This is a genomic window from Vibrio xiamenensis (assembly GCF_900100015.1).
Taxonomy (GTDB): Bacteria; Pseudomonadota; Gammaproteobacteria; order Enterobacterales; family Vibrionaceae; genus Vibrio; species Vibrio xiamenensis.
Map to the genome: position 1 here is coordinate 71,897 of NZ_FNDD01000009.1, position 20,641 is coordinate 92,537.

Here is a 20,641-nt window from a genome sequence, read left to right on the forward strand (position 1 = left end):
TGTTATTATTAAATGATGACATGAGGAATGAACCGCGCCACATCATCTGTGATTCGAGAATAGCTTTCACGGACAGAAATACCGCTCCCAACACGCCCAACCATCCATGAACCAATCACACATCGACCATATTGAAATTTTGCCAGCGGCCAATATTGCTGAGTGACAAAGCCTTCAGCGCCATAGCAACCATCCGAAATCTCGATGTCTTCACCAGCAAATACAATCGAGATATTAGCTCCCTCTCGAGAATAGATGGGCTTAGTCACCTTATCCTTGATTAAACAGACTTTAGGATCATCGCTAAAGTAACAAGGTAATAAGTTTTCATGACCCGGATATAGTTGCCACAAAACTGGTAATAGCGCTTTTGAAGAAAGCAGCACTTTCCATAATGGCTCAATAAATTTCATACCAGCATGCTCAATGTATTGGGCGTATTCATCAAGCAGCGCAAATTCATACGGATATAACCAAAATGCAGTAGTAATCAGCTTAGATTCATGGTCTGCGAAGCGTTGATCTTCTGTTAATTGGATATCACCTGTATCGAGCCAAATTGATTCCCATCCCGCTTCATCAGCGCATGCAGCCAAGTATTTTACCGTACGCAAATCCTCCTCCGATTCCTCACTCACAATAAAGTGAAGAATTGGAGTTTCCGGCTGTTTCTCAACAAGCAATGTTTTAAATTGGAGTATTAACTGCTCATCTAATATATTGAACTGATCGGTATAGCTTGGCAGCAGCCCTCTGCTAACGTTGCATTCCAACCAATCCCAGGCCACCACACTGGCTTCAAATAAGCTGGTCGGAGTCTGGGCATTGTACTCGAGCAATTTGGGCGGATGCTTGCCATCCCATGCCAGATCAAAACGGCCATACAAGTACGATTTATCCGTTCGCCACGAATGTTTAATGAGTTGGTGGTACTGCACAGGCACCCCGAACTTATCCAGCATGTCATTCTCAATAACATGCTGGACGGCTTTGATTGACATATCGTGCAGAGCTTCAGACGCTTTATCTACCTGGTCGACTTGCCCCATATCAAACTGAAAGTAACGATCATCGACCCAATACGGGTATTTTTGCGAGACTTCAAAAAAGTCAAACCCTAGCCGGCATACACGGTCTTGCCATTTATCCCGAGGTTCAATATCTCTGAGAAACATTAGCCGCCAAAGCCCCCAAGGAATGATCCGGTTCGGCCAAAACCACCTCTACTTACCGTTGTTACCTTTGGCTTATATTGATACGTTTCAGTTGAGGAAGATGATTGCCTCGATTCACTTTTGTATGATCCAGAAGTCGTTCGAGCCGTACCTGACGTAACAGTGTAACCACCCGATTCCTGCGCTGCCTTGCGCTTTTCTCGTTCTGTCACGTATTGCGAGGAACCATCAATCGCCCGAGAGATGATATAGGCATCAGTAATATCACTGACAATCGAATGAGAACGACTTTGTTGGTAACTGCCACCCATTGATTTATAGGTACTTAACTTACTGGTTGGCAAAGCTGTTGTTAGATTCTTGTTTAGGAAAAGCCGCTTACCATCTGCAGCCTCAAAGCGTGTTAAAATTCCCCCACGCGCCGTAAAGACATAACCAAAATTACTTGATGCCGAATTCGCAGATGTATAGAACGGCAACACAAAATCAGATTTTTTTTCAACCACAAAACCAACAATTTTAGGTGACCAAATACCGTGGTGCGGATAACAGAGATCTCCGTAATCCTGTTGGCAATCTCGCTCCACTTGATATTTCATTGCGGTACGTTCACCCTCTGCTTTCGCTGCTGCAAATCGAGCGTTACAAATATCGCTACCGTTATCTTTTGCACAAGTAGATAAGTGAGTGTAAGCGGTATAAATAGCTGAATTCTCATTATTACAGCCTGAAAGCGTTGTAACACTAAGGCCTAAAAACGCCACAATCGGCATTTTGTCGCCAATCATATGTTTAGCTAAATTCAGTTTTCCTTGCTTTTTCATGTCTCCCTCCAAACTTAGTAAGACATGCAAGCTGAGTTCAGAACACCAATAGCAATGTAAAATGCCGCAGCCACTATTGCTGCTGGAATTTCGTTTTTCTCAATCCGTTCTACGAACGCTGGCATAAATAGTTTGCGAACAATTAACATCGCAACAAATTGTGTAATCGCGCCAACAACGCCCCACACACAGAAATCCAAAAAGTTGACTGAACTTGCAGCCACTCCCGAAATAGCAATCGAATAACCAACCAATGAACCGCCGAGTGTTATCGCTGCTGCTGAATTTTTTGCTTCTTTAATCAGTTTCCACTCATCGTATGGCGTTACCCATAAATTCACATATTTAAAAACGAGTAAGAAGACCAAAGCACCAACAAAATACAGCGCGAAGTTGGCTAGTCCTGATAAATTAATAAAGTCGTTAATGTTGACGTTCATATTGTCTCTCTTGTTATGAATAGTTGTTAAGAGCCCATTAGGCACCTATTGGTAGAATAACAGTTATTAAGATTTAGCCAGGGAATGACACCTAACGGCCAAAACCACCTTTACTCACCGTTGTGGCTTTGACAGATTTATTTGACACACTAGTGGTTTGTTAGTTGCTTGGATGATTTTTAGTTTTTAGCGGTTCTTTATATGTTTTAAATATTTTCACCTGAGAATCATTTAACCGAGATTTGGGAAATGAACTTGGGCTCAAGCTAGAATCAGCATTACCTAAAAATGAACCTTGGGGCTGTGAATTTGAACTACCTCCCTCAAAACGAGAAGGATTAGCAGAAGTAGTACGTGCGGTGGCTGACGTTGGCGTTAGATGACCAAACTCCAAACCCCATTTTTTGTTATAGGGTTTATTGATCTGTTCCATCAACTTACGGTCAGCATGTTCAACAGAAACGTAATAGCCTTGATTAAATGCTTTATGTTGTTCTTCTCTGGTTAAAGGTTCTGTTGTTGGGATATAGTAAAAATATTGATAACGAATACCCATTGGGTTCGTTGTGTAAAAATCACTGACCGGTAAGTAGCTCTGATAGATGTTAAGATCTTCCTTTTTAAATGAAGCTAAACTCCCATAGGCATAATATCCCTTACCATCCGAGCCTTTATATCGGTCAATAATCTTACCCTTTGCAGTAAATAAATAGCCATAATGGCTTGATTTAGAATTTGATGAGGTAAACAGAGGAGTAGCTGGTCTATCCTTCGCAAACTGGTTGATAAGACTCTTGCCCTTATAATGAGCGATTGCATTTTCTTCCCAATGTGCTGATTTTGTCAAAATACCAGTAAACTTAGGAATCCAAAGACCATATTGTTGATAACAGAGATCTCCGTAATCTTGCTGACAGTCACGTTCCATTTTATATTTCATTGCGGTACTTATACTGGTTTCCTTTGCACGCTCAAATTGGTATTGACAGTATTCTTCGTCATAATCATCTGCACATGTAGAAAGCTTTGTGTATGCAGTATAATCATAGTGTTCATTACACCCTGATAAAGTGGTAACTCCAATACCTATAAAAGCAACAATTGGCATTTTGTCGCCGATCATATGTCTGGCTAAATTGACCGTTCCTCTTCTTCTCATTGTTCCCCAACTTATTTCGATGGCCAGTCGTTAAAATTGACTCTTTCATCAGCAATATAAAATAGTTGATCGCCCGGGTTAACCAGCGCATCTAGCTTGGCATTGATCGTGACGTTAACTTCCCTTGCTTTTCGAATCGCTATAACCGTGGCTTCATGATTTACTTTGAAAGACATAAATACATCAGCCAGTGCAAAACTTGAGGCATCGTTTGGCACTTTAATGCTGTACTGGGTTTGACCTTTATGGGCACTAACCAATTCTGAGTGGACAAAACTAGATCCAGAATCAATCACAGATTTAGCCAATAGCTCGGTTCCTAAACCCGAAATACATTCGGCGTTAGGGATATGCTGCGTTAGAATTCGGCACTTAACCTCATCTACGAAATTGGCGACAAGATCCGCTTTTTTATTTAACGTTGAAGCAAATAGAGCAACGGTTAGCGTCGCATCGTCTAAATCGAGGTCAACAACAATGCATGATGCTTCACGAATATTGGCTCGTGCCAAATCCGCTTCTTCGGTAAAACTATCGGCACTGATAAAATGAATTGAATCATCGAACGGATTTTCCTCTAACTCAACACTGACTAAAACTATCTCGCGCCGCCCTTTCTCTTCCCGCTGAAGCATTCTGACTAAATGCGCTGTTCTGGTTTTGCTATAACCTAAAATAACGATATGATTTTTGAGGGTTAACATATGTTTTCCTCTGTAGCGTCTATAAAGAATTTGTGAAAGAAAAAAAGCACCTTTACCAATGGATAGGCCAAACAGACCTAAAGCAAATGGAATAACCCACACCGCGGTGAATATTTCCCCTTGCGGAGTTGTTGGCGCAGCATCGCCATAACCGGTCGTTGAGGCCGTGACAACCATGTAATAAATAAAGTGGTGCACGTCAGAAATTAAACTTGTTTCACCACAGATTTTGTAGCCAATAAATGTTATCGTTAGATAAATCAGGATTAAAACAATGACATTAAGCCGCGCTATCTGTTCTAAATATTTGGCAGCGTATTTATCCCAAAAAGTTATAACAAATTTCATAACGTCGTGGATTTCCTATCAATTAATATTTATGGTTCGTTGCCATTATTTGATCACGGACTAGACAAAACTATTTTTAGGTCTAACCTAATGAAAAAACGTTGTTTTACAGCCACAGAACTTTCATCATCTGTGCTTAACTGCGGATAAACTTGAGGGTTTATTAAGAATAAATCATTCATAGGTGCTTTTGTTTTCTAAAGTTCATGACGCCAATCGCAACAAACCTCAATCCCTTTTAATTTTCTACGCTAACTTGATTCTGTTCAAAGCAACAAAATTTAAAACGACTTCCACGTAAGAAAAGATCTTGATTCTTTACAGAAAAGAACAAAAGTTTGGTGGAAATGAATTAAATAGCTTCAATTTAGGCAAACTTTAATTCACTCACTAGATACACAGATACACAGATACACAGATACACAGATACAAATTCTACTACTAGTTACCATTAAGTCACGCTATTACCTTGCCAAACACAGGCATTACTTTTGTACCACTCACAACAAATTGGATTATATCTAAAAGTTTTGTGACAGTGTGCCTAATCTACTAGTGATAATCACTAAAATTTACCTAAATAGCACTTAAATTAAATACTTGGGAAATGAGTGTTCAGGAATCGAACACGTTACCGGAATGCAAACCTGGGAGGAGTGTAATTTCTTAGATGAGTATGAGCTCTTACATAAAAAGGAATAAAATGTACTCTATAAAATAATCAATATATTCTGCAGAATCCCATGAATAAATTTTTTAAGTTTCCGCGTTGGGTTCGCATAGCTCCTGTCGTGTAATATCAAAGCGGACAAGACGCTTTTAGTTCCTTCTGAGCCAACCAACACAACGACTACTTAACTACATAGAGCAGAGGATTAGATACTCGAATAGACATCGTCCTCCTCTACTAGCAAATAACAGATATTTGCATCAAGCCGAATGTTTAAGTGCGATACAGCACTTTAGTAACATGTTCATTGCAATGCACTATCAACAATAACTATCCTTTTGATCCTCATTTAGGCAACACTCATCTCGTAAGAAGCCAATCACACTGTCCAAGCATTCATATTCAGCCACACAATACAAAGTACGACCCTCACGTCGTTGACTGATCAGTCCAGCAGAAGCAAGGCTCGATATATGATGAGAAAGAGTGGATGCTGGTATACCGAGTTTATCTTGAACGCTACCAACAGCAATTCCTTGGGAGCCTGCTTTCACCACCTCTTTATAAATGCACAAACGGGTAGGATGCCCAAGTTCTTTTAGCGCTTTTGCTACAGCGTCGAGTTCCATAGAGACCACTTAACATAACATTTGACTGTTTCATTTCGATAATAATGGAAATCATCGACAGTAGCAAATCGAGCCAATCCATCATAACCATATAATAAATAAAGAATTAACTTTTTATTTCGAAGAGTATCGAAATAACATATTGACGGGGAGTCTTTTATTTCTATAATTCGAAAATAATCGAAATAAAGAGTTCAGCTTCATTTCGGTATGTACAGTTACTCATAACGCATTAATCGGAGAGTCAATATGAGCCCGGAAATCATAACTATGGCAAAAGAAGCGCTTGATATTTTTGCGTTTCTTGCAACAGAGCTAATCATCCTGTTTCTAGCAATCAGCTACATTGTAGGTGTCTTACAGGACTTTCTTACACCAGAGAAAATTCAATCTATCCTGAGCTCCAAGAAGGGTAAAGGGTACTTCATCGCGGCGCTGCTGGGCTCGATTACACCTTTCTGTTCATGCTCAACTATTCCTTTTCTAAAAGGCTTGTTGCGCGCGAAAGCGGGTTTCGGCCCAATGATGGTGTTCCTGTTTGCAAGCCCACTGCTTAACCCGGTAATCATTGGGTTGTTCGTAATGACCTTCGGGTGGAGAGTAGCGGTATTCTACTTTGCTATCGCGATGACAGTATCAGTAATGGCCGGCTACATACTTGAAAAACTTGGCTTTGAGCGGTACGTAAAACCAGAAGCGTACCAAGCGACACACGCGTCTTCATGCGGAACATCTTGTGGTGATTCAAGCACGAAGAAAGGAGAATTAAAGCCTGCTTCAAACTGTGCCACAAACTCAGGTAGCGAACCAGCGTCAATAGCGGCCAAGACATCTTGCTGCGGTGATAGCGCACACAAAGTAGAACCCAAAGTTGAACTCTCTTGCTGCTCAGCAGAAGGCACTGTCACTGCAACAATTATTCAAGAGAAAAAACCAAACCGTTGGACACGTATTTGGCACTCAACTTGGAAAGATTTTAAACAAGTGTTCCCATATCTAATGATAGGTATTGCAATCGGTTCTTTCATCTACGGCTTTATCCCGACAGATCTGATTGCGGTATACGCCGGGGAAGCGAAATGGTATGCGATTCCGGTTGCTGCAATCATCGGTATCCCATTGTACATCCGTGCAGAGGCCGTGATTCCACTAAGTGCCGCTCTGGTAAAAAAAGGCATGGCGTTAGGTTCTGTAATGGCGCTTATCATCGGCAGTGCAGGCGCAAGTCTTACAGAAGTGATTTTGCTGAAATCCATCTTCAAAAACCAAATGATTGCAGCCTTCCTGTTTGTCATCCTAACTATGGCTATGGGAGCCGGTTTCCTATACAGCTTTATCTTCGCTTAAACTAATTAAGAATCCCAAGCTGTGGCTTGGGGTTTGGGCTTTTTGGAAGATTATAATTGCCTGGTTGAATGGATGATTATAATTGCCTGGTTGAATGGATGATGCGATGTTTCGTTCAAACATAAAAAATGAGTTAAGCATGGCTGTTCAAATCGTATCAGTCATGATGTTAGCTCCTATTGGAATCTGTACAGATAATGTTTAAGACTTAGATAAGTCAGCATACAATGCCTGTGCAGACTCTATCCCTCACGTACGATACAGCACCTTAACCACATGCCAACCAAACTTAGTTTTGACCAAATGCGGGGTTAATACTTCGCCAGAAAAACATACTTTATCGAACTGTGGAACCATTTGGCCGCGGCGAAATTCACCCAGATCACCACCGTTTTTCCCTGATGGGCATGTCGAGTACTTCTTAGCTAGAGTTTGGAACTTGGCGCCGCGTTTAAGCTGTTGAATGATGTCTTCGGCTTGGGATTTGTGTTTCACCAAGATATGCAAAGCTGCCGCTGTATTAGCCATAATATTTCTCTCACTGTTCAAAGTGCGCGAATTGTATCTTAACAGAGCGCAGAGTTCATCCGTGACAATGCTTCAAATCCAATCTGGACAGACCTGTACGTAAAAATTACCGCATAAGATTTATTCTTTACTGCAAGGATGCCGCATTTTCTTTAAACATTATCTGCTTTTTCTTGCAGATAAATACCAACTCGGTACTATTTAACTCATTAGTTTAGGTCAATGAAGTCTCGCTATGGCAAAAACAATCAGTAAAGCAAACCAATCTCAAGGCATGTTGATGTTTACTCTCAACATGCAAAAGCAGAAGTTTGCTATCGGCACCTTGAAAGTACGAGAAATTGTCCCGTACATGCCGACCACTCAAATTCCTTATTCTCATCATCATGTTATCGGCGCATCGACATTTCGTGGTATTACGGTGCCAGTAATAGATATGGCAGCCGCGATCGGTTTTCGCCCGATTCAGCCTGAAGAATACAAAGATTGCTATTTGATCGTCACTGACTGTCTACGTACTGTGGTGGCGTTTATGGTGCGATCGATTGAAAAAATCATCGAATGTAATTGGCGTGAAATCGAATCTGCGCCTAAAAGTGCTGGTAGCAATGTGTTCGTGACGGGTGTCACCCGCTATGAAGACGAAATCATTCAGATGCTGGACGTTGAATTGCTGCTGTCGAAAATTTATCCGCAATACGAATCGGCCAAGATCCCGATGCTCACCGATGTTGAACGTGAACGTCTGAAAGCGCTGAATATCCTCTTAGTGGATGATTCCTCAATTGCGCGCCGCCAACTCTCAGAAGCTCTGGACAGCATTAACGTACCGCACCAAATCTGCAATAACGGAATGGATGCGCTCGAGTTGATGCGCGCTCAAGCCTCGCAAGGTCATGGCGTTGACTTATTAGTTAGCGATATTGAGATGCCAGGGCTCGATGGCTACGAATTGGCGTTTGAAGTACAAAATGATGGAGAATTGAAAAACTCTTACATCATTTTGCACACTTCTCTTTCCAGTGAAATGTGTTTAGCGCAAGCTCATCAAGTTGGCGCCCATGAAGCGCTGTCGAAGTTTAATGCTGGTGAGTTAATCGAAGCCATGCTGCGTGGTGCGGGGAAAATCGAGAAGCAACTGCAAACCCACTAACGCTCAACTGAATCTGCGAGACAAAAAAAGAAGCCTAAATGGCTTCTTTTTATTTGTAAGCATCTTGGCAATCACAGCCCTAAAGATTGACGCTGGACCTTGGTTAATTTGCTCGCCACCAGTGCATATGACTGCTCACATAAGTCGATGATCAAACTGTCTTCAACATCACCCGCAAAATACACTGTGATCCAATGGCGTTTATTCATGTGGTAACCCGGTGTAATATCGCGAAATTGCTCGCTAAGAATTTCACCATCTTCGGGTTTGGCTTTCAACGTGACATAGTCACGCCCTTCACGCGCTGCGAGCAGGGCAAACATCTTATCTTTAATTTTGTATACCGTTGCCTCAGGCCCAAACGGTTGACTGGCACTCGCGCCCATCATTTGGTCCAGATATCGTTCAAGTTCACTCGTGGTCATAGCCTTTTCCTTCGTCAAGGGGATATCGCGATTTAGCCGCTATTCAAACTGGCTAAGCCACTGCTTCATCAACTGATTAAGCCCAGTCACCTGGCTTTTATCCAAACTTTGCGTAAGGCGCTTTTGCGTATTTACATGTTCAAATATCAGCTCGTTGATGAGCTCAAGCCCTTTGCTGGTCAATTCAACGGTAACGCTGCGCCTGTCTTGCTCGCTGTGCGTGCGAGAAATCAACGCTTTGGATTCCAGTTTATCAATGCGGTTAGTCATCGCGCCTGAAGTGAGCATCATCGATTCAATCAGCGCTGAAGGGGTCAATTGATACGGTGCACCGCTACGTTTAAGCGTCGCCAGTACGTCAAATTCCCCAGTGGTTAACCCATATGAACGATGTAACGCGGTAATATCGGTCTCCATGTGCTTATACAAACGAGCCAACCGCCCCAGTAATGCCATGCTCTGAGTCTCTAACTCAGGGATTTCCTCATCCCATTGGCGTATAACGCGATCGATGGCGTCCATGTTTTCTATTCGTCCTTCTTCTAGCTACGACTGATAGGTCAAAATATCTTAATATAAAGATACTTTACAAGCTTCATCGAAACGAGTAAAGTCACGCCCAGTTATCTCAACGTAAAGATATTTAACATGAATATATTATTGGCAATGATCCCCGCGTTCTTCTGGGGAACGACGTATGCCGTTGCGCAGTACACTCTGCCAGATTGGCCGCCTTTCCTGCTTGGCGCATTACGTGCTCTGCCTGCGGGGCTAATTTTGCTGTGGCTAAAACCCACTCGCCCAACCAAAGGTGACGTGCACACCTTATTTACCTTAGGATTGGTCAATATCGCCGCTTTCTTTAGCTTGATCTTTGTCATGGCGATGACGCTCCCTTCTGCAATTTCGGGCGTAGGCATGATTTCAGTCCCGGTGTTTGCCATGCTGTTTCATTGGTTAATGCGCGGTAAAGCGCCGTCGCTGATTCAAGCGTTCTCAGGCGTAGTATTGGTGCTGCTTGCATGGCAGCTGTTTGACCCGGGTAAAATAACGCTCAGCCCGTTTGGTTTGGCGGCCATGTTGATTGCCATTATGTGTATCGTATTTGGTAGTGGCTTGACCAAGTCCCTTGGTGGGCGCATCCATTGGTGGACAGTACTGACTTGGCAATTACTGTTTGGCGGCGCAATCTTAGCGATGATTTCGCTGGTTCATGCCGTGATTTCACCTGCGCCATATTTGTATGCGATTGAGCATATCAGTTGGTTAAACGTCGCCGGTTTAGCATGGATAATCCTGCTTAATACCGCGCTCGGTTATGGCCTTTATGTGTGGCTGCTAAAACGTATGTCAGTGGTAGACTTTACTTTTGGCGGTATCGCCAATCCGGTGGCAGGCATTGTTGCGGGCCTAGTGCTGCTTAATGAAACCTACTCTGTGCATCAGTATCTACTTATGGCAGGCATGATTTTGATGTCACTGCTACCGCAAATTTATCAGCTGATCACCGTGCGCTTATTTAAACCGAGCCACTGCTAATCAGATAAATCTTTCGACATTGAGATAACAAACATCACGTTGAGATAAAAAAATGGCGAGCCGTTAAGCTCGCCATTTTTATAACTTTTCCGCCACCTTTTCATCACATCCTGTGCCTAACACAAGCCTCATTTAGGTTCTGTTCTGAATACGACACACAAATTCCTTTCTACGTCTAATTATTAAATTTGCGATTAAATTTGTCGATTTATTGCGCAAAATTACAGTAAAACATATTGAATAATAAAATATATCCTTATGTTTTAATCGCTTGTTTTGCAAAAGAAAACGAGAGTCTAGCACAAAAATACTGCAAAAAAATGAAAATAGTAGTTTGAGATCTAATTGTTTTCCCTGTAACCTTATTTTTAATTAATCGTTCAATAAAAAAAGATGGATTAAACGATGCCTAAGGTAGGGATGCCGAAAATTCGTAAACCACAACTTGTTAACGCCACCATGGCGGTGATCGGTAAAGTGGGCTTACATGGAGCCAGTATTGCATTGATCAGTCGAGAGGCAGGCGTCTCAACCGGCATCATCAATCACTACTTTGGCGGCAAGCAAGGATTGCTGGAAGAAACCATGCGGGTCATTTTGCGCCAACATTCAGATACCGTGAAATCCGCACTTAAAGTGTTACCTGCTGATGCTCACCAGCAGCGTATCAACGCCATCATCGATGCCAACTTCATTGGCTTTCAAACCAAAAGCAAAGTCACCAAAACCTGGTTGGCTTTCTGGTCCTACTCAATGCATGACTCTCAACTCAAACGTCTGCAACGAGTTAACGAAAAACGTCTGATTTCTCACTTGCGTTTGGAACTCAAAGCGCTACTGCCCCTTGAACGGGCAAACATTGTCGCGGCAGGTATTGCCGCGCTGATTGATGGAATTTGGCTGCGTGGGGCGCTCAACCCCACAGGTATTGATGCTAATGCAGCACGAATCATCATCAACGATTACCTAAAATTACAATTAAAAAATTCTCAAAATTAATAACTTAAGTCGGGCCTTAGAAATGGAAAAACACGCTTTATACATTAATGGTCAATATTCACCCGCCACATCCGGTGAGACCTTTAACACCCTTAACCCAGCAACCGGTGAAGTGATTGCACAAATCGACCAAGCATCCAGCGCCGATGTTGATCGCGCGATAGAATCCGCAAAAGCAGGTTTCAAAGTTTGGTCGGCCATGACCGCGATTGAACGTAGCCGCATTTTGCACAAAGCGGTCGCGATTTTACGCGAGCGCAATGACGAACTTGCAGAACTTGAAGTCCTTGATACCGGGAAACCACTGCAAGAAGCCCTTGAAGTGGACATCGTGACCGGCGCTGACGTAATTGAATACTACGCAGGTCTCGCGCCAGCGATGCAAGGTGAGCAACAACCACTAGGCGAAAGCCAATTTTTCTACACTCGACGTGAACCGCTTGGCATTTGTGCGGGTATCGGTGCGTGGAACTACCCAATTCAGATCGCGATGTGGAAATCCGCGCCAGCACTGGCTGCGGGTAACGCAATGATCTTCAAACCCTCTGAAGAAACCCCACTGACTGCGCTCAAACTGGCTGAAATCTTTACCGAAGCGGGCCTACCGGATGGCGTTTTTAACGTCGTGCAAGGCGATTATCGCGTCGGCCAAATGCTTACTGCTCACCCAGATATTGCCAAAGTCTCTTTTACTGGCGAGTCGGGAACAGGCAAGAAAGTGATGGCAGATAGTGCTAAAACACTTAAATCGGTCACCATGGAATTAGGCGGAAAATCGCCACTTATCGTGTTCGATGACGCCAAGCTAGACCAAGCGGTCTCGGCAGCCATGGTGGCAAACTTTTACACCCAAGGAGAAGTCTGTACCAATGGCACGCGCGTCTTTGTTCATGAGGCGATTTACGACGCGTTTCTTGAGCAGCTGAAAACCCGCACCGAGAAATTGGTGGTTGGCGACCCAATGGACATCAACACCCAAGTGGGCGCGCTGATCTCTAAACAGCATCTTGGCAAAGTACTTGATGCTATCGATGCTGGCAAACAAAGCGGTGCAACTCTACTCACTGGTGGTTACCAATTGACAGAGCAAGGTTTGGCAAACGGTAACTTTGTGGTGCCGACGGTATTTACCGATTGCACCGACGACATGCCTCAGGTTCAAGAAGAAATTTTTGGCCCAGTGATGTCGGTTTTGAAATTTACAGATGAAGAGGAAGTGATTCGTCGAGCGAACCTAACGGATTATGGTTTGGCCGGCGGCGTATTCACCCAAAACCTGTCACGAGCTCACCGAGTGATTCATCAAATCCAGGCCGGAATTTGTTGGGTTAACACTTGGGGCGGTTCGCCCGCTGAAATGCCCGTCGGTGGCTACAAGCACTCAGGTGTTGGACGTGAAAACGGCCCAGAAACCCTGCTTCACTACACACAAACCAAGAGTGTGTATGTCGAGCTTGGCGATTTCGAAAGCCCATACGCTTAACTTTCAGGGAGAGAACATTGATGCAACAACACTACGATTACATCATCGTCGGTGCAGGCTCCGCTGGCTGTGTGCTGGCGGATCGCCTAAGTGAATCTGGCGAGCACCAAGTGCTTCTGCTTGAAGCGGGTGGCAGCGATAAAAGTATTTTTATTCAGATGCCTACAGCGCTGTCTTATCCAATGAACACCGAAAAATACGCTTGGCAATTTGAGACCCAAACCGAAACTGGCCTTGACGGTCGTCGCTTGCACTGCCCGCGCGGTAAAGTGCTCGGCGGCGGTTCATCGATCAACGGCATGGTGTATGTACGCGGTCACGCTTGTGACTTTGATGAATGGGAACAGTTCGGCGCCAACGGTTGGAATTATCAAAACTGCCTACCTTATTTTCGCAAAGCAGAAAACTGGATAGGCGGCAGCGATGACTACCGAGGCAGTGAAGGCCCTGTCGGCACCTGTAACGGTAACGACATGAAACTCAACCCACTCTACGAAGCATTTATTGAAGCGGGCAAAGAAGCCGGTTACCCACAAACCGACGATTACAATGGCTATCAGCAAGAAGGCTTTGGCCCAATGCATATGACAGTCGATAAAGGCGTACGCGCATCGACCTCAAATGCTTATCTGCGCCGTGCCCTTAAACGCCCTAACCTAACGCTGATGTCTGGGATTGTGGCGCGTAAATTCCTGATTGAAAACAAAGTGGCCACTGGCGTGGAGTTTGAGAAAAGCGGCCAAGTGTTTGAAGCGTTTGCCAATAAAGAAGTGATTTCTGCGGCCGGTTCGATTGGTTCACCACAACTGCTCCAGCTTTCTGGCGTCGGCCCTGCTGATGTGCTGGCAAGTGCAGGGGTTGATTTGGTGCATGAACTGCCGGGTGTGGGTGAAAACCTGCAAGATCACTTAGAAGTCTATTTCCAGTATTTCTGTAAGCAGCCAATTACGCTCAACAGCAAACTAGGCCTTATCAGTAAAGGGCTTATCGGCACCCAATGGATTTTGACTCGTACAGGCCTTGGCGCGACTAACCATTTTGAATCCTGCGCATTTATTCGCTCTCGCGAAGGCTTAAAGTGGCCAAATATTCAATATCATTTCCTTCCTGCAGCGATGCGCTATGACGGTCAAGCCGCGTTTGACGGCCACGGCTTTCAAGTGCACGTTGGGCCAAACAAACCGCACAGTCGTGGACATGTGGCAATTACCAGCCCAGATCCACACGCCAAGCCAGAGATCGTATTTAACTACATCTCAACTGAGCAAGACCGCCAAGACTGGCGCGATTGCATTCGCTTGACCCGAGAAATTTTGTCTCAACCTGCACTGGATGAATATCGCGGTGACGAAATTCAGCCAGGCTTTGACGTGACCAGTGACGACGCCATCGACGCTTGGGTAAAACAAAACGTCGAAAGTGCCTATCACCCATCGTGCAGCTGCAAAATGGGTGCGGACAACGACCCAATGGCGGTGCTCAATGCGCAATGCCAAGTGCGTGGCATCGCCAATTTACGCGTGGTCGATTCATCCATTTTCCCAACCATTCCCAACGGTAACTTGAACGCGCCTACCATCATGGTCGCCGAGCGTGCCGCGGATATGATTTTGGGCAATCCACTTCTAGAGAGCAAAGATGTACCTGTGTGGATAGCACCAAACTGGCAAACACAACAACGACTAAAACCGCCAGTCAGAGGCTCGGAAGACGCCTCTTAATTTTAAAAAGTAAACTCAGTACAAGGAATTTTAATATGTCTATTAATAAAACTTTACTCACGCTTGGTCTTAGCTCACTTGCGACCTTCAACGCATTTGCAGGCCAGTGTAACGTGGTGAAATTCTCCGACGTAGGTTGGACAGATATCACCGCAACCACAGCCGTTACCAGTGAGTTACTTAAAGGCTTGGGTTACCACACCAAGACCGACCTTCTTTCCGTTCCGGTGACCTACTCTTCGATGGCCAATGGCGACATCGATGTGTTCCTCGGTAACTGGATGCCAACCATGGAAGGCGACATCAAAAAATATCGCGATAACGGCTCTGTTGAAACCGTACGTGCAAACTTGGAAGGCGCGAAATACACCCTTGCCGTACCAAAATACGTTTACGACGCGGGCGTGAAAAGCTTTGCCGATATTGCGAAAAACGCGGATAAATTTGGCGATCGTATCTACGGTATCGAACCAGGCAACGATGGTAACCGCCTAATTCAAGACATCATTGATAAAGATGCCTTTGGCCTCAAAGGTTTCCGTTTAGTGGAATCCAGTGAAGCGGGCATGGTGTCGCAAGTTGCGCGCGCGGTAAAACGTAAGCAGTGGATCGTCTTCCTTGGCTGGGCTCCGCACCCAATGAACAGCAACTTTGACATGGAATACTTGTCAGGCGGCGATGACTACTTTGGCCCTAACTATGGCGGCGCGAATGTCTACACCAACGTGCGTAAAGACTACCTGACTCAGTGTCCAAACGTGGGTAGCTTACTAAAAGATCTTAAGTTCAGCATGTCGATGGAAAACGAGTTGATGGGCAAAATCCTCAACGACAACGTTCAACCAGCGAAGGCTGCGCAAACTTGGTTAAAAGCGCACCCAGAGCAAGTTCAAGCTTGGCTTAAGAACGTGAAAACTGCAGATGGTCAACCAGGCGCAGCCGCTGTCATGGCATACCTGAAAGACAAAAAAGCTTAAGAATACGAATACGAGGACTGGCGGGCTACGGCTCGCCAGGTTAAGGCCAAATTGTGAACTTTATAACTGACTACAAACTCCCACTGGGTCATTGGATGGAGCTGCTTGTGGATTGGCTAACGATCCACGCTGCTGTGCTGTTTGACACCATCTCAATCGTTCTAGAAACCGTGATTATGTCTCTGGTTGACGTCTTTAAATGGATGCCACCAGCGCTCCCTATCGCGATCACCGCTGCATTAGCATGGTATCTCCATCGCAAGGTGTCGCTGGTTGTATTTATCGTGGCGGCTTTGTTACTCATTTTAAATCTGGGCTACTGGCAAGAAATGCTGGAAACCTTTGTATTAGTCTTTTCGGCAACCGTCATTTCGGTGATTGTTGGCGTGCCAATTGGCATTATGGCAGCCCACCGTCCGTGGTTGTACACCGTGTTAAGACCGATACTCGATTTAATGCAAACCGTGCCGACCTTCGTGTATCTGATCCCAACCTTAGTTCTATTTGGCTTAGGGATTGTCCCAGGGCTGATTTCGACGATTATTTTCTCAATTGCAGCGCCAATTCGCCTAACTTACCTCGGTGTCACCCGCGTACCTGAAGAGTTGGTTGAAGCGGGTAAAGCCTTTGGTGCAAGTCGTATGAAGCTGCTGTTTAAAGTCGAGCTTCCAGCCGCAATGCCAAGCATTATGGCCGGTATCACACAATGCATTATGTTGTCACTGTCGATGGTGGTGATCGCAGCCCTTGTGGGTGCCGACGGTCTCGGTAAACCTGTGGTTCGCGCACTGAACACAGTAAACATTTCTCAAGGTTTTGAAGCGGGTCTTGCGATTGTGTTGGTCGCTATCATTCTCGACCGCCTATGCAAAACCCCAAACCAAAGTAGCGAGGGTTAATCATGAACGCCATTTCGATTAAAAACTTAGACGTTGTATTTGGTAACTCACCGAAAAAAGCACTCGCTCTGCTTGATCAAGGCTTAACACGCCAACAAATCATCGACCAAACCAGCCAAGTGGTTGGCGTTGATAACGTCAGCATGGAAATCCAAGAAGGCGAAATTTGCGTGTTGATGGGCCTATCAGGCTCAGGCAAATCTAGCCTACTTCGCGCCGTGAATGGCTTGAACACGATTTCTCGCGGCGCACTGGAAATAAAAGATGGCGACCACAACGTTGATCTCGCTAACTGTGATGAGAATACTCTGCGCTCGCTGCGCACCAATCGCGTCTCGATGGTGTTTCAAAAATTTGCGCTAATGCCTTGGTTAACCGTACTGGATAACGTCGCTTTTGGTCTTGATATGCTCGGCATTGCTAAAGCTGAGCGCCGCGAACGCGCTCGTAAACAACTTGAAATGGTTGGCCTCGCGGAATGGGAAAGTAAATTCCCCCACGAGCTATCCGGCGGTATGCAGCAACGGGTCGGCCTTGCGCGCGCATTTGCCATGGATACCGACATTTTGCTGATGGACGAGCCGTTTTCTGCGCTCGACCCTTTGATTCGCGCTCAGCTACAAGACGAGCTGTTAGACTTGCAAGCCAAACTGAATAAAACCATTTTGTTTGTCAGCCACGATCTCGATGAAGCGCTCAAAATCGGCAATAACATTGCTATCATGGAGTCCGGAAAATTGATTCAGCATGGCAAACCAGAAGAGATTGTGCTGACGCCAAAAACCGAATACGTCAAAGACTTCGTCGCCCATACTAATCCGCTGAATGTGCTAAAAGGCCGCTCTTTAATGCAGCCGATTCATCAACTCAAAGAGCAAGATGCGCGGTTATGTATCTGTGAAAATCACGACATTTGGGTTGCGCCATCAAGTGATAATCTTGAGGTGTTTAGCCAAGCACCCTTGGAGTTGGTGCACTGGAATAACACCAACTTGGCGCTTGAAAACATCAACGCCAGCATGCTGATTGTCGCAAGCCCTGACATTGATATGCGCGAGGCAATTGAACTCAAGCATCGCTCAGAACATCCGGTCTTACTGATGGAAAACAATCAGTTGGTCGGCGTACTGAACGACGGGGAATTCTATAACGCGCTGCTGGGAAATTATCAAACCCCAACCGCCGCATAAACCTCTCTTCAATTTTCAAAGCCAGCCTACGCTGGCTTTTTTAGCGGCGTTGAAAATGTAATCTGCATCACGCAAATTTAATGCGATTCAATCTGTTACATGGCAGAGTTTCACAACTCGCGCACCTTCATCTCATACTTTAGTCAAACGTATACCCACTCGTGAGTCGAAGCTCGCACTCCCAGCTATAGTTAGCCTGTATAAGTTAACAAATAATTAACAACGGCTAGGAATTTCACCCATGCAACCACCCCTTAAAGCGCAAGTGCCTAACCTACTGCTGTGGTGTCTGGCAACGCTTATCAGCGGCTATTTTTACGGTTTGGGCGCCGGAGCGATTGTCATCGTTACCGCGTTCATTGGTCTACTTATGACACGTGTCACCACAGGCTCAAAACCCACCATCGAGTCTGAACAAGACTCAGGACATAATGTGTTTAAATTAATTTCCCCGGGAATGAGTTTAAATGCCGTGAGCGCGGCAGAAGTGTCATTTGCTATCGACCAGCTAAAATCTCAAGTCACAACTCAAGTGGGCTCGATTGAGCACATTACCGACACCTCCCAATCGATTACTCAAACATTAGAATCCACCACCCAATCTGCCGAACATGCGCTGCAAGCTGCAAAGGAAATGCACACCTCCAGCTCGCAGGGCTTAGCTGAGTTGCAATCTGCGGTGACCGGGATGCAGGCCATCACGTCACAAACATCAGCATCGGTTGAGCAAATCAACACCCTCGATACTCAAGTCGATAAAATAAAAAGCGTCGCGCAGGTAATTGAAGACATTGCCTCACAAACCAACTTGCTGGCGCTCAATGCCGCCATTGAAGCCGCGCGCGCTGGCGAATCTGGGCGTGGCTTTGCGGTAGTCGCCGATGAAGTTCGCGGCCTTGCCGAGCGCACCTCAAAAAGTACCGATGAAGTGGCGAAAATCGTCCAACTGATATTTAGTGAAACTCGCGAAGTCACCCAAACCATTCAAAACCTATCCAGCAAAGTGGAGCAAGGCTCGGCTCAAGTCGCCAGCGTTGGTGAGCGCCTTGAGCACATCGCGCAGCAAGCACAGAGTGTTGAACAGCAAGTCTCAAACATCACCGCTGGGGTTGAAAATAACGAACACGGTTTGCGCCAAATCGCCAGCGCCATCGAAACGGTGCAGACTGAACTGGGTAACAGTGACGGAGAATTGTTCAGACTGCAGAAAGAAGCCGAGAGTTTGATGGAAATGGCCGAGCACGCCAACGCCGTATTAGTTGAACACGATCAAGACAGCGTCCATCGTCCGTTTTTTAGTCTAGCCAATGAGTTGGCGAATGCCATCGGTACGCAATTTGAGCAAGATATCGATAGTGGCAAAATCAGCGATTCCGCGCTTTTTAGTCGTCAATATCAAAAATCCGCTAACAGCCAACCACCGAAATACCACACTACCTTTGATCAATACTGCGATTCGGTATTGCCAGCACTTCAAGAACCGGTACTCAAGCAACGCACCGAAATCGTTTATGCGATTGCGACCGACGATAAAGGCTATGTTCCAACGCATAATCAGCAATTTTGTCAACCGCTAACGGGTAACCCAGAAGTAGACATTATTGCCAACCGCACCAAACGCATTTTCTCTGACCGCGTTGGGCAGCGCTGCGGGCAGCATACCCAAACCATGTTGCTGCAAACCTACAAACGCGACACTGGCGAAGTGATGCACGATATCTCAGTGCCGATTTACATTCACGGTAAGCATTGGGGCGGCTTAAGGATGGGGTATAAGCCGCCAAAACAAGCCAATTGATGACGTATCTCCAGTTCATAGTTTGGTCAAATTCCACTATCCCAACTTAGATTGTATTGGGATAGTGGTGAGCGAGATATCACGGTGGAGATTTGGCTAGGCATAAGCGCCATTTTCAAAGTCGTTGACGTCAATAAATAGGCTATAAATGTATTCATACCCGTTTTTAAACGCCTCAAATACCTCCACAGTGGCGTTAGAGCATAAAATTACGCAATTAAACTCCTTATTTAACCGTAAGCATGAAAATACTAAATCCATATAAGAGATTGAATATTAGATAAATCATGAATAGACAAAGATCGAACGTATCTGTTCTTGTTTTATTAATTGGCTCATATTGTTATTAACAAGGATTATATCGATAAAAATATGAAATGCTCTGGTAGACAGACTATTTGGTCCTTTTATCAAACTCGCTATTTTCTAAACCCTGAAATGACAGAGAAATGTCAAAAACTAGTCAGCAAGGGTGATGAAAGACGTGAAAAACCGTGAAAGTAATTATTTTAAATGGAAAATAATTTTAAATAAAAATGCCATTTAATTGCCCAATGCATGGAATTTAGCTACTCATTCATCTGGGTGATTTATCAATTTAATGAACAAGATGTAAAATAAATAAACTGTGTT

At 44.8% G+C, this 20,641-nt stretch carries 18 protein-coding genes and 1 pseudogene; 10 read left to right on the top strand and 9 right to left on the bottom strand.

Translation table 11 applies throughout. The annotated features are described in order from the left end of the window. Nucleotides 1-8 precede the first annotated feature (8 nt). The 6 genes from BLS03_RS09340 to BLS03_RS09365 form a co-directional block, all read right to left on the bottom strand. Nucleotides 9-1,175, bottom strand: coding sequence for a glutathionylspermidine synthase family protein (locus BLS03_RS09340; RefSeq protein WP_093272710.1), 1,167 nt, complete (start codon nucleotides 1,173-1,175; stop codon nucleotides 9-11). Continuing rightward, nucleotides 1,175-1,999 (bottom strand): DUF1190 domain-containing protein, encoded by an 825-nt coding sequence (locus BLS03_RS09345; protein WP_093272712.1) that lies wholly within the window; start codon nucleotides 1,997-1,999, stop codon nucleotides 1,175-1,177. The genes BLS03_RS09340 and BLS03_RS09345 overlap by 1 nt, the downstream gene beginning before the upstream one ends. Nucleotides 2,000-2,013: 14 nt before the next feature. Beyond that, complete coding sequence (locus BLS03_RS09350) at nucleotides 2,014-2,439, bottom strand: DUF350 domain-containing protein (protein ID WP_093272714.1); 426 nt, start codon at nucleotides 2,437-2,439, stop codon at nucleotides 2,014-2,016. Nucleotides 2,440-2,599: 160 nt separating this feature from the next. Next, nucleotides 2,600-3,598, bottom strand: coding sequence for a DUF1190 domain-containing protein (locus tag BLS03_RS09355; RefSeq protein WP_093272716.1), 999 nt, complete (start codon nucleotides 3,596-3,598; stop codon nucleotides 2,600-2,602). 11 nt (nucleotides 3,599-3,609) lie between these two features. Next, the gene (locus tag BLS03_RS09360) at nucleotides 3,610-4,650 is read right to left on the bottom strand and encodes an ion channel (protein ID WP_093272717.1); all 1,041 of its coding nucleotides are present in this window, start codon (nucleotides 4,648-4,650) and stop codon (nucleotides 3,610-3,612) included. Nucleotides 4,651-5,640: 990 nt separating this feature from the next. Continuing rightward, nucleotides 5,641-5,949: an ArsR/SmtB family transcription factor gene (locus tag BLS03_RS09365; protein WP_093272719.1), complete on the bottom strand. Its 309-nt coding sequence runs from the start codon at nucleotides 5,947-5,949 to the stop codon at nucleotides 5,641-5,643. A 249-nt stretch (nucleotides 5,950-6,198) separates the two neighbouring features. Here BLS03_RS09365 and BLS03_RS09370 point away from each other — a divergent pair, with 249 nt between their 5' ends. Beyond that, on the top strand, nucleotides 6,199-7,296 hold the full coding sequence (locus BLS03_RS09370; RefSeq protein WP_093272721.1) for a permease: 1,098 nt from the start codon (nucleotides 6,199-6,201) through the stop codon (nucleotides 7,294-7,296). 249 nt (nucleotides 7,297-7,545) lie between these two features. Here the strand turns inward: BLS03_RS09370 and ppiC are convergent, their stop codons facing one another. Continuing rightward, on the bottom strand, nucleotides 7,546-7,824 hold the full coding sequence (gene ppiC, locus BLS03_RS09375; protein WP_093272722.1) for a peptidylprolyl isomerase PpiC: 279 nt from the start codon (nucleotides 7,822-7,824) through the stop codon (nucleotides 7,546-7,548). Between the two features lie 235 nt (nucleotides 7,825-8,059). On the opposite strand from ppiC, the gene BLS03_RS09380 reads away from it, so the two are divergent. After that, nucleotides 8,060-8,977 (top strand): chemotaxis protein, encoded by a 918-nt coding sequence (locus BLS03_RS09380; protein ID WP_093272724.1) that lies wholly within the window; start codon nucleotides 8,060-8,062, stop codon nucleotides 8,975-8,977. Between the two features lie 71 nt (nucleotides 8,978-9,048). Here BLS03_RS09380 and BLS03_RS09385 read toward each other — a convergent pair whose 3' ends face one another. Both BLS03_RS09385 and BLS03_RS09390 read right to left on the bottom strand, forming a co-directional pair. Further along, nucleotides 9,049-9,402 (bottom strand): MmcQ/YjbR family DNA-binding protein, encoded by a 354-nt coding sequence (locus BLS03_RS09385; RefSeq protein ID WP_093272726.1) that lies wholly within the window; start codon nucleotides 9,400-9,402, stop codon nucleotides 9,049-9,051. A 39-nt stretch (nucleotides 9,403-9,441) separates the two neighbouring features. Further along, entirely contained in the window at nucleotides 9,442-9,924 is a 483-nt protein-coding gene (locus BLS03_RS09390) for a MarR family winged helix-turn-helix transcriptional regulator (RefSeq protein WP_093272728.1), read from the bottom strand. Nucleotides 9,925-10,050: 126 nt separating this feature from the next. Between BLS03_RS09390 and BLS03_RS09395 the strand changes: the two genes are divergently transcribed. The 8 genes and pseudogenes from BLS03_RS09395 to BLS03_RS09430 form a co-directional block, all read left to right on the top strand. Continuing rightward, a complete protein-coding gene (locus tag BLS03_RS09395) occupies nucleotides 10,051-10,941 on the top strand; it encodes a DMT family transporter (RefSeq protein WP_093272729.1) in 891 nt (296 codons plus the stop codon). A gap of 405 nt (nucleotides 10,942-11,346) precedes the next feature. Continuing rightward, a complete protein-coding gene (betI, locus tag BLS03_RS09400; RefSeq protein WP_093272731.1) occupies nucleotides 11,347-11,940 on the top strand; it encodes a transcriptional regulator BetI in 594 nt (197 codons plus the stop codon). A 22-nt stretch (nucleotides 11,941-11,962) separates the two neighbouring features. Continuing rightward, nucleotides 11,963-13,423 carry a betaine-aldehyde dehydrogenase gene (gene betB / locus BLS03_RS09405; RefSeq protein WP_093272733.1) on the top strand — a complete coding sequence of 487 codons (1,461 nt, stop codon included), beginning with the start codon at nucleotides 11,963-11,965 and terminating at the stop codon, nucleotides 13,421-13,423. 20 nt (nucleotides 13,424-13,443) lie between these two features. Beyond that, a complete protein-coding gene (gene betA, locus BLS03_RS09410) occupies nucleotides 13,444-15,144 on the top strand; it encodes a choline dehydrogenase (protein WP_093272734.1) in 1,701 nt (566 codons plus the stop codon). A 35-nt stretch (nucleotides 15,145-15,179) separates the two neighbouring features. Continuing rightward, the gene (locus BLS03_RS09415) at nucleotides 15,180-16,121 is read left to right on the top strand and encodes a choline ABC transporter substrate-binding protein (RefSeq protein ID WP_093272735.1); all 942 of its coding nucleotides are present in this window, start codon (nucleotides 15,180-15,182) and stop codon (nucleotides 16,119-16,121) included. A 53-nt stretch (nucleotides 16,122-16,174) separates the two neighbouring features. Further along, entirely contained in the window at nucleotides 16,175-17,020 is an 846-nt protein-coding gene (gene choW, locus BLS03_RS09420; protein WP_093272737.1) for a choline ABC transporter permease subunit, read from the top strand. Nucleotides 17,021-17,022: 2 nt separating this feature from the next. Next, a complete protein-coding gene (gene choV, locus BLS03_RS09425) occupies nucleotides 17,023-18,210 on the top strand; it encodes a choline ABC transporter ATP-binding protein (protein WP_093272739.1) in 1,188 nt (395 codons plus the stop codon). Nucleotides 18,211-18,979: 769 nt separating this feature from the next. After that, nucleotides 18,980-20,008 (top strand): annotated as a pseudogene (locus BLS03_RS09430) (methyl-accepting chemotaxis protein); the annotation flags it as partial. Between the last annotated feature and the right edge of the window lie 633 nt (nucleotides 20,009-20,641).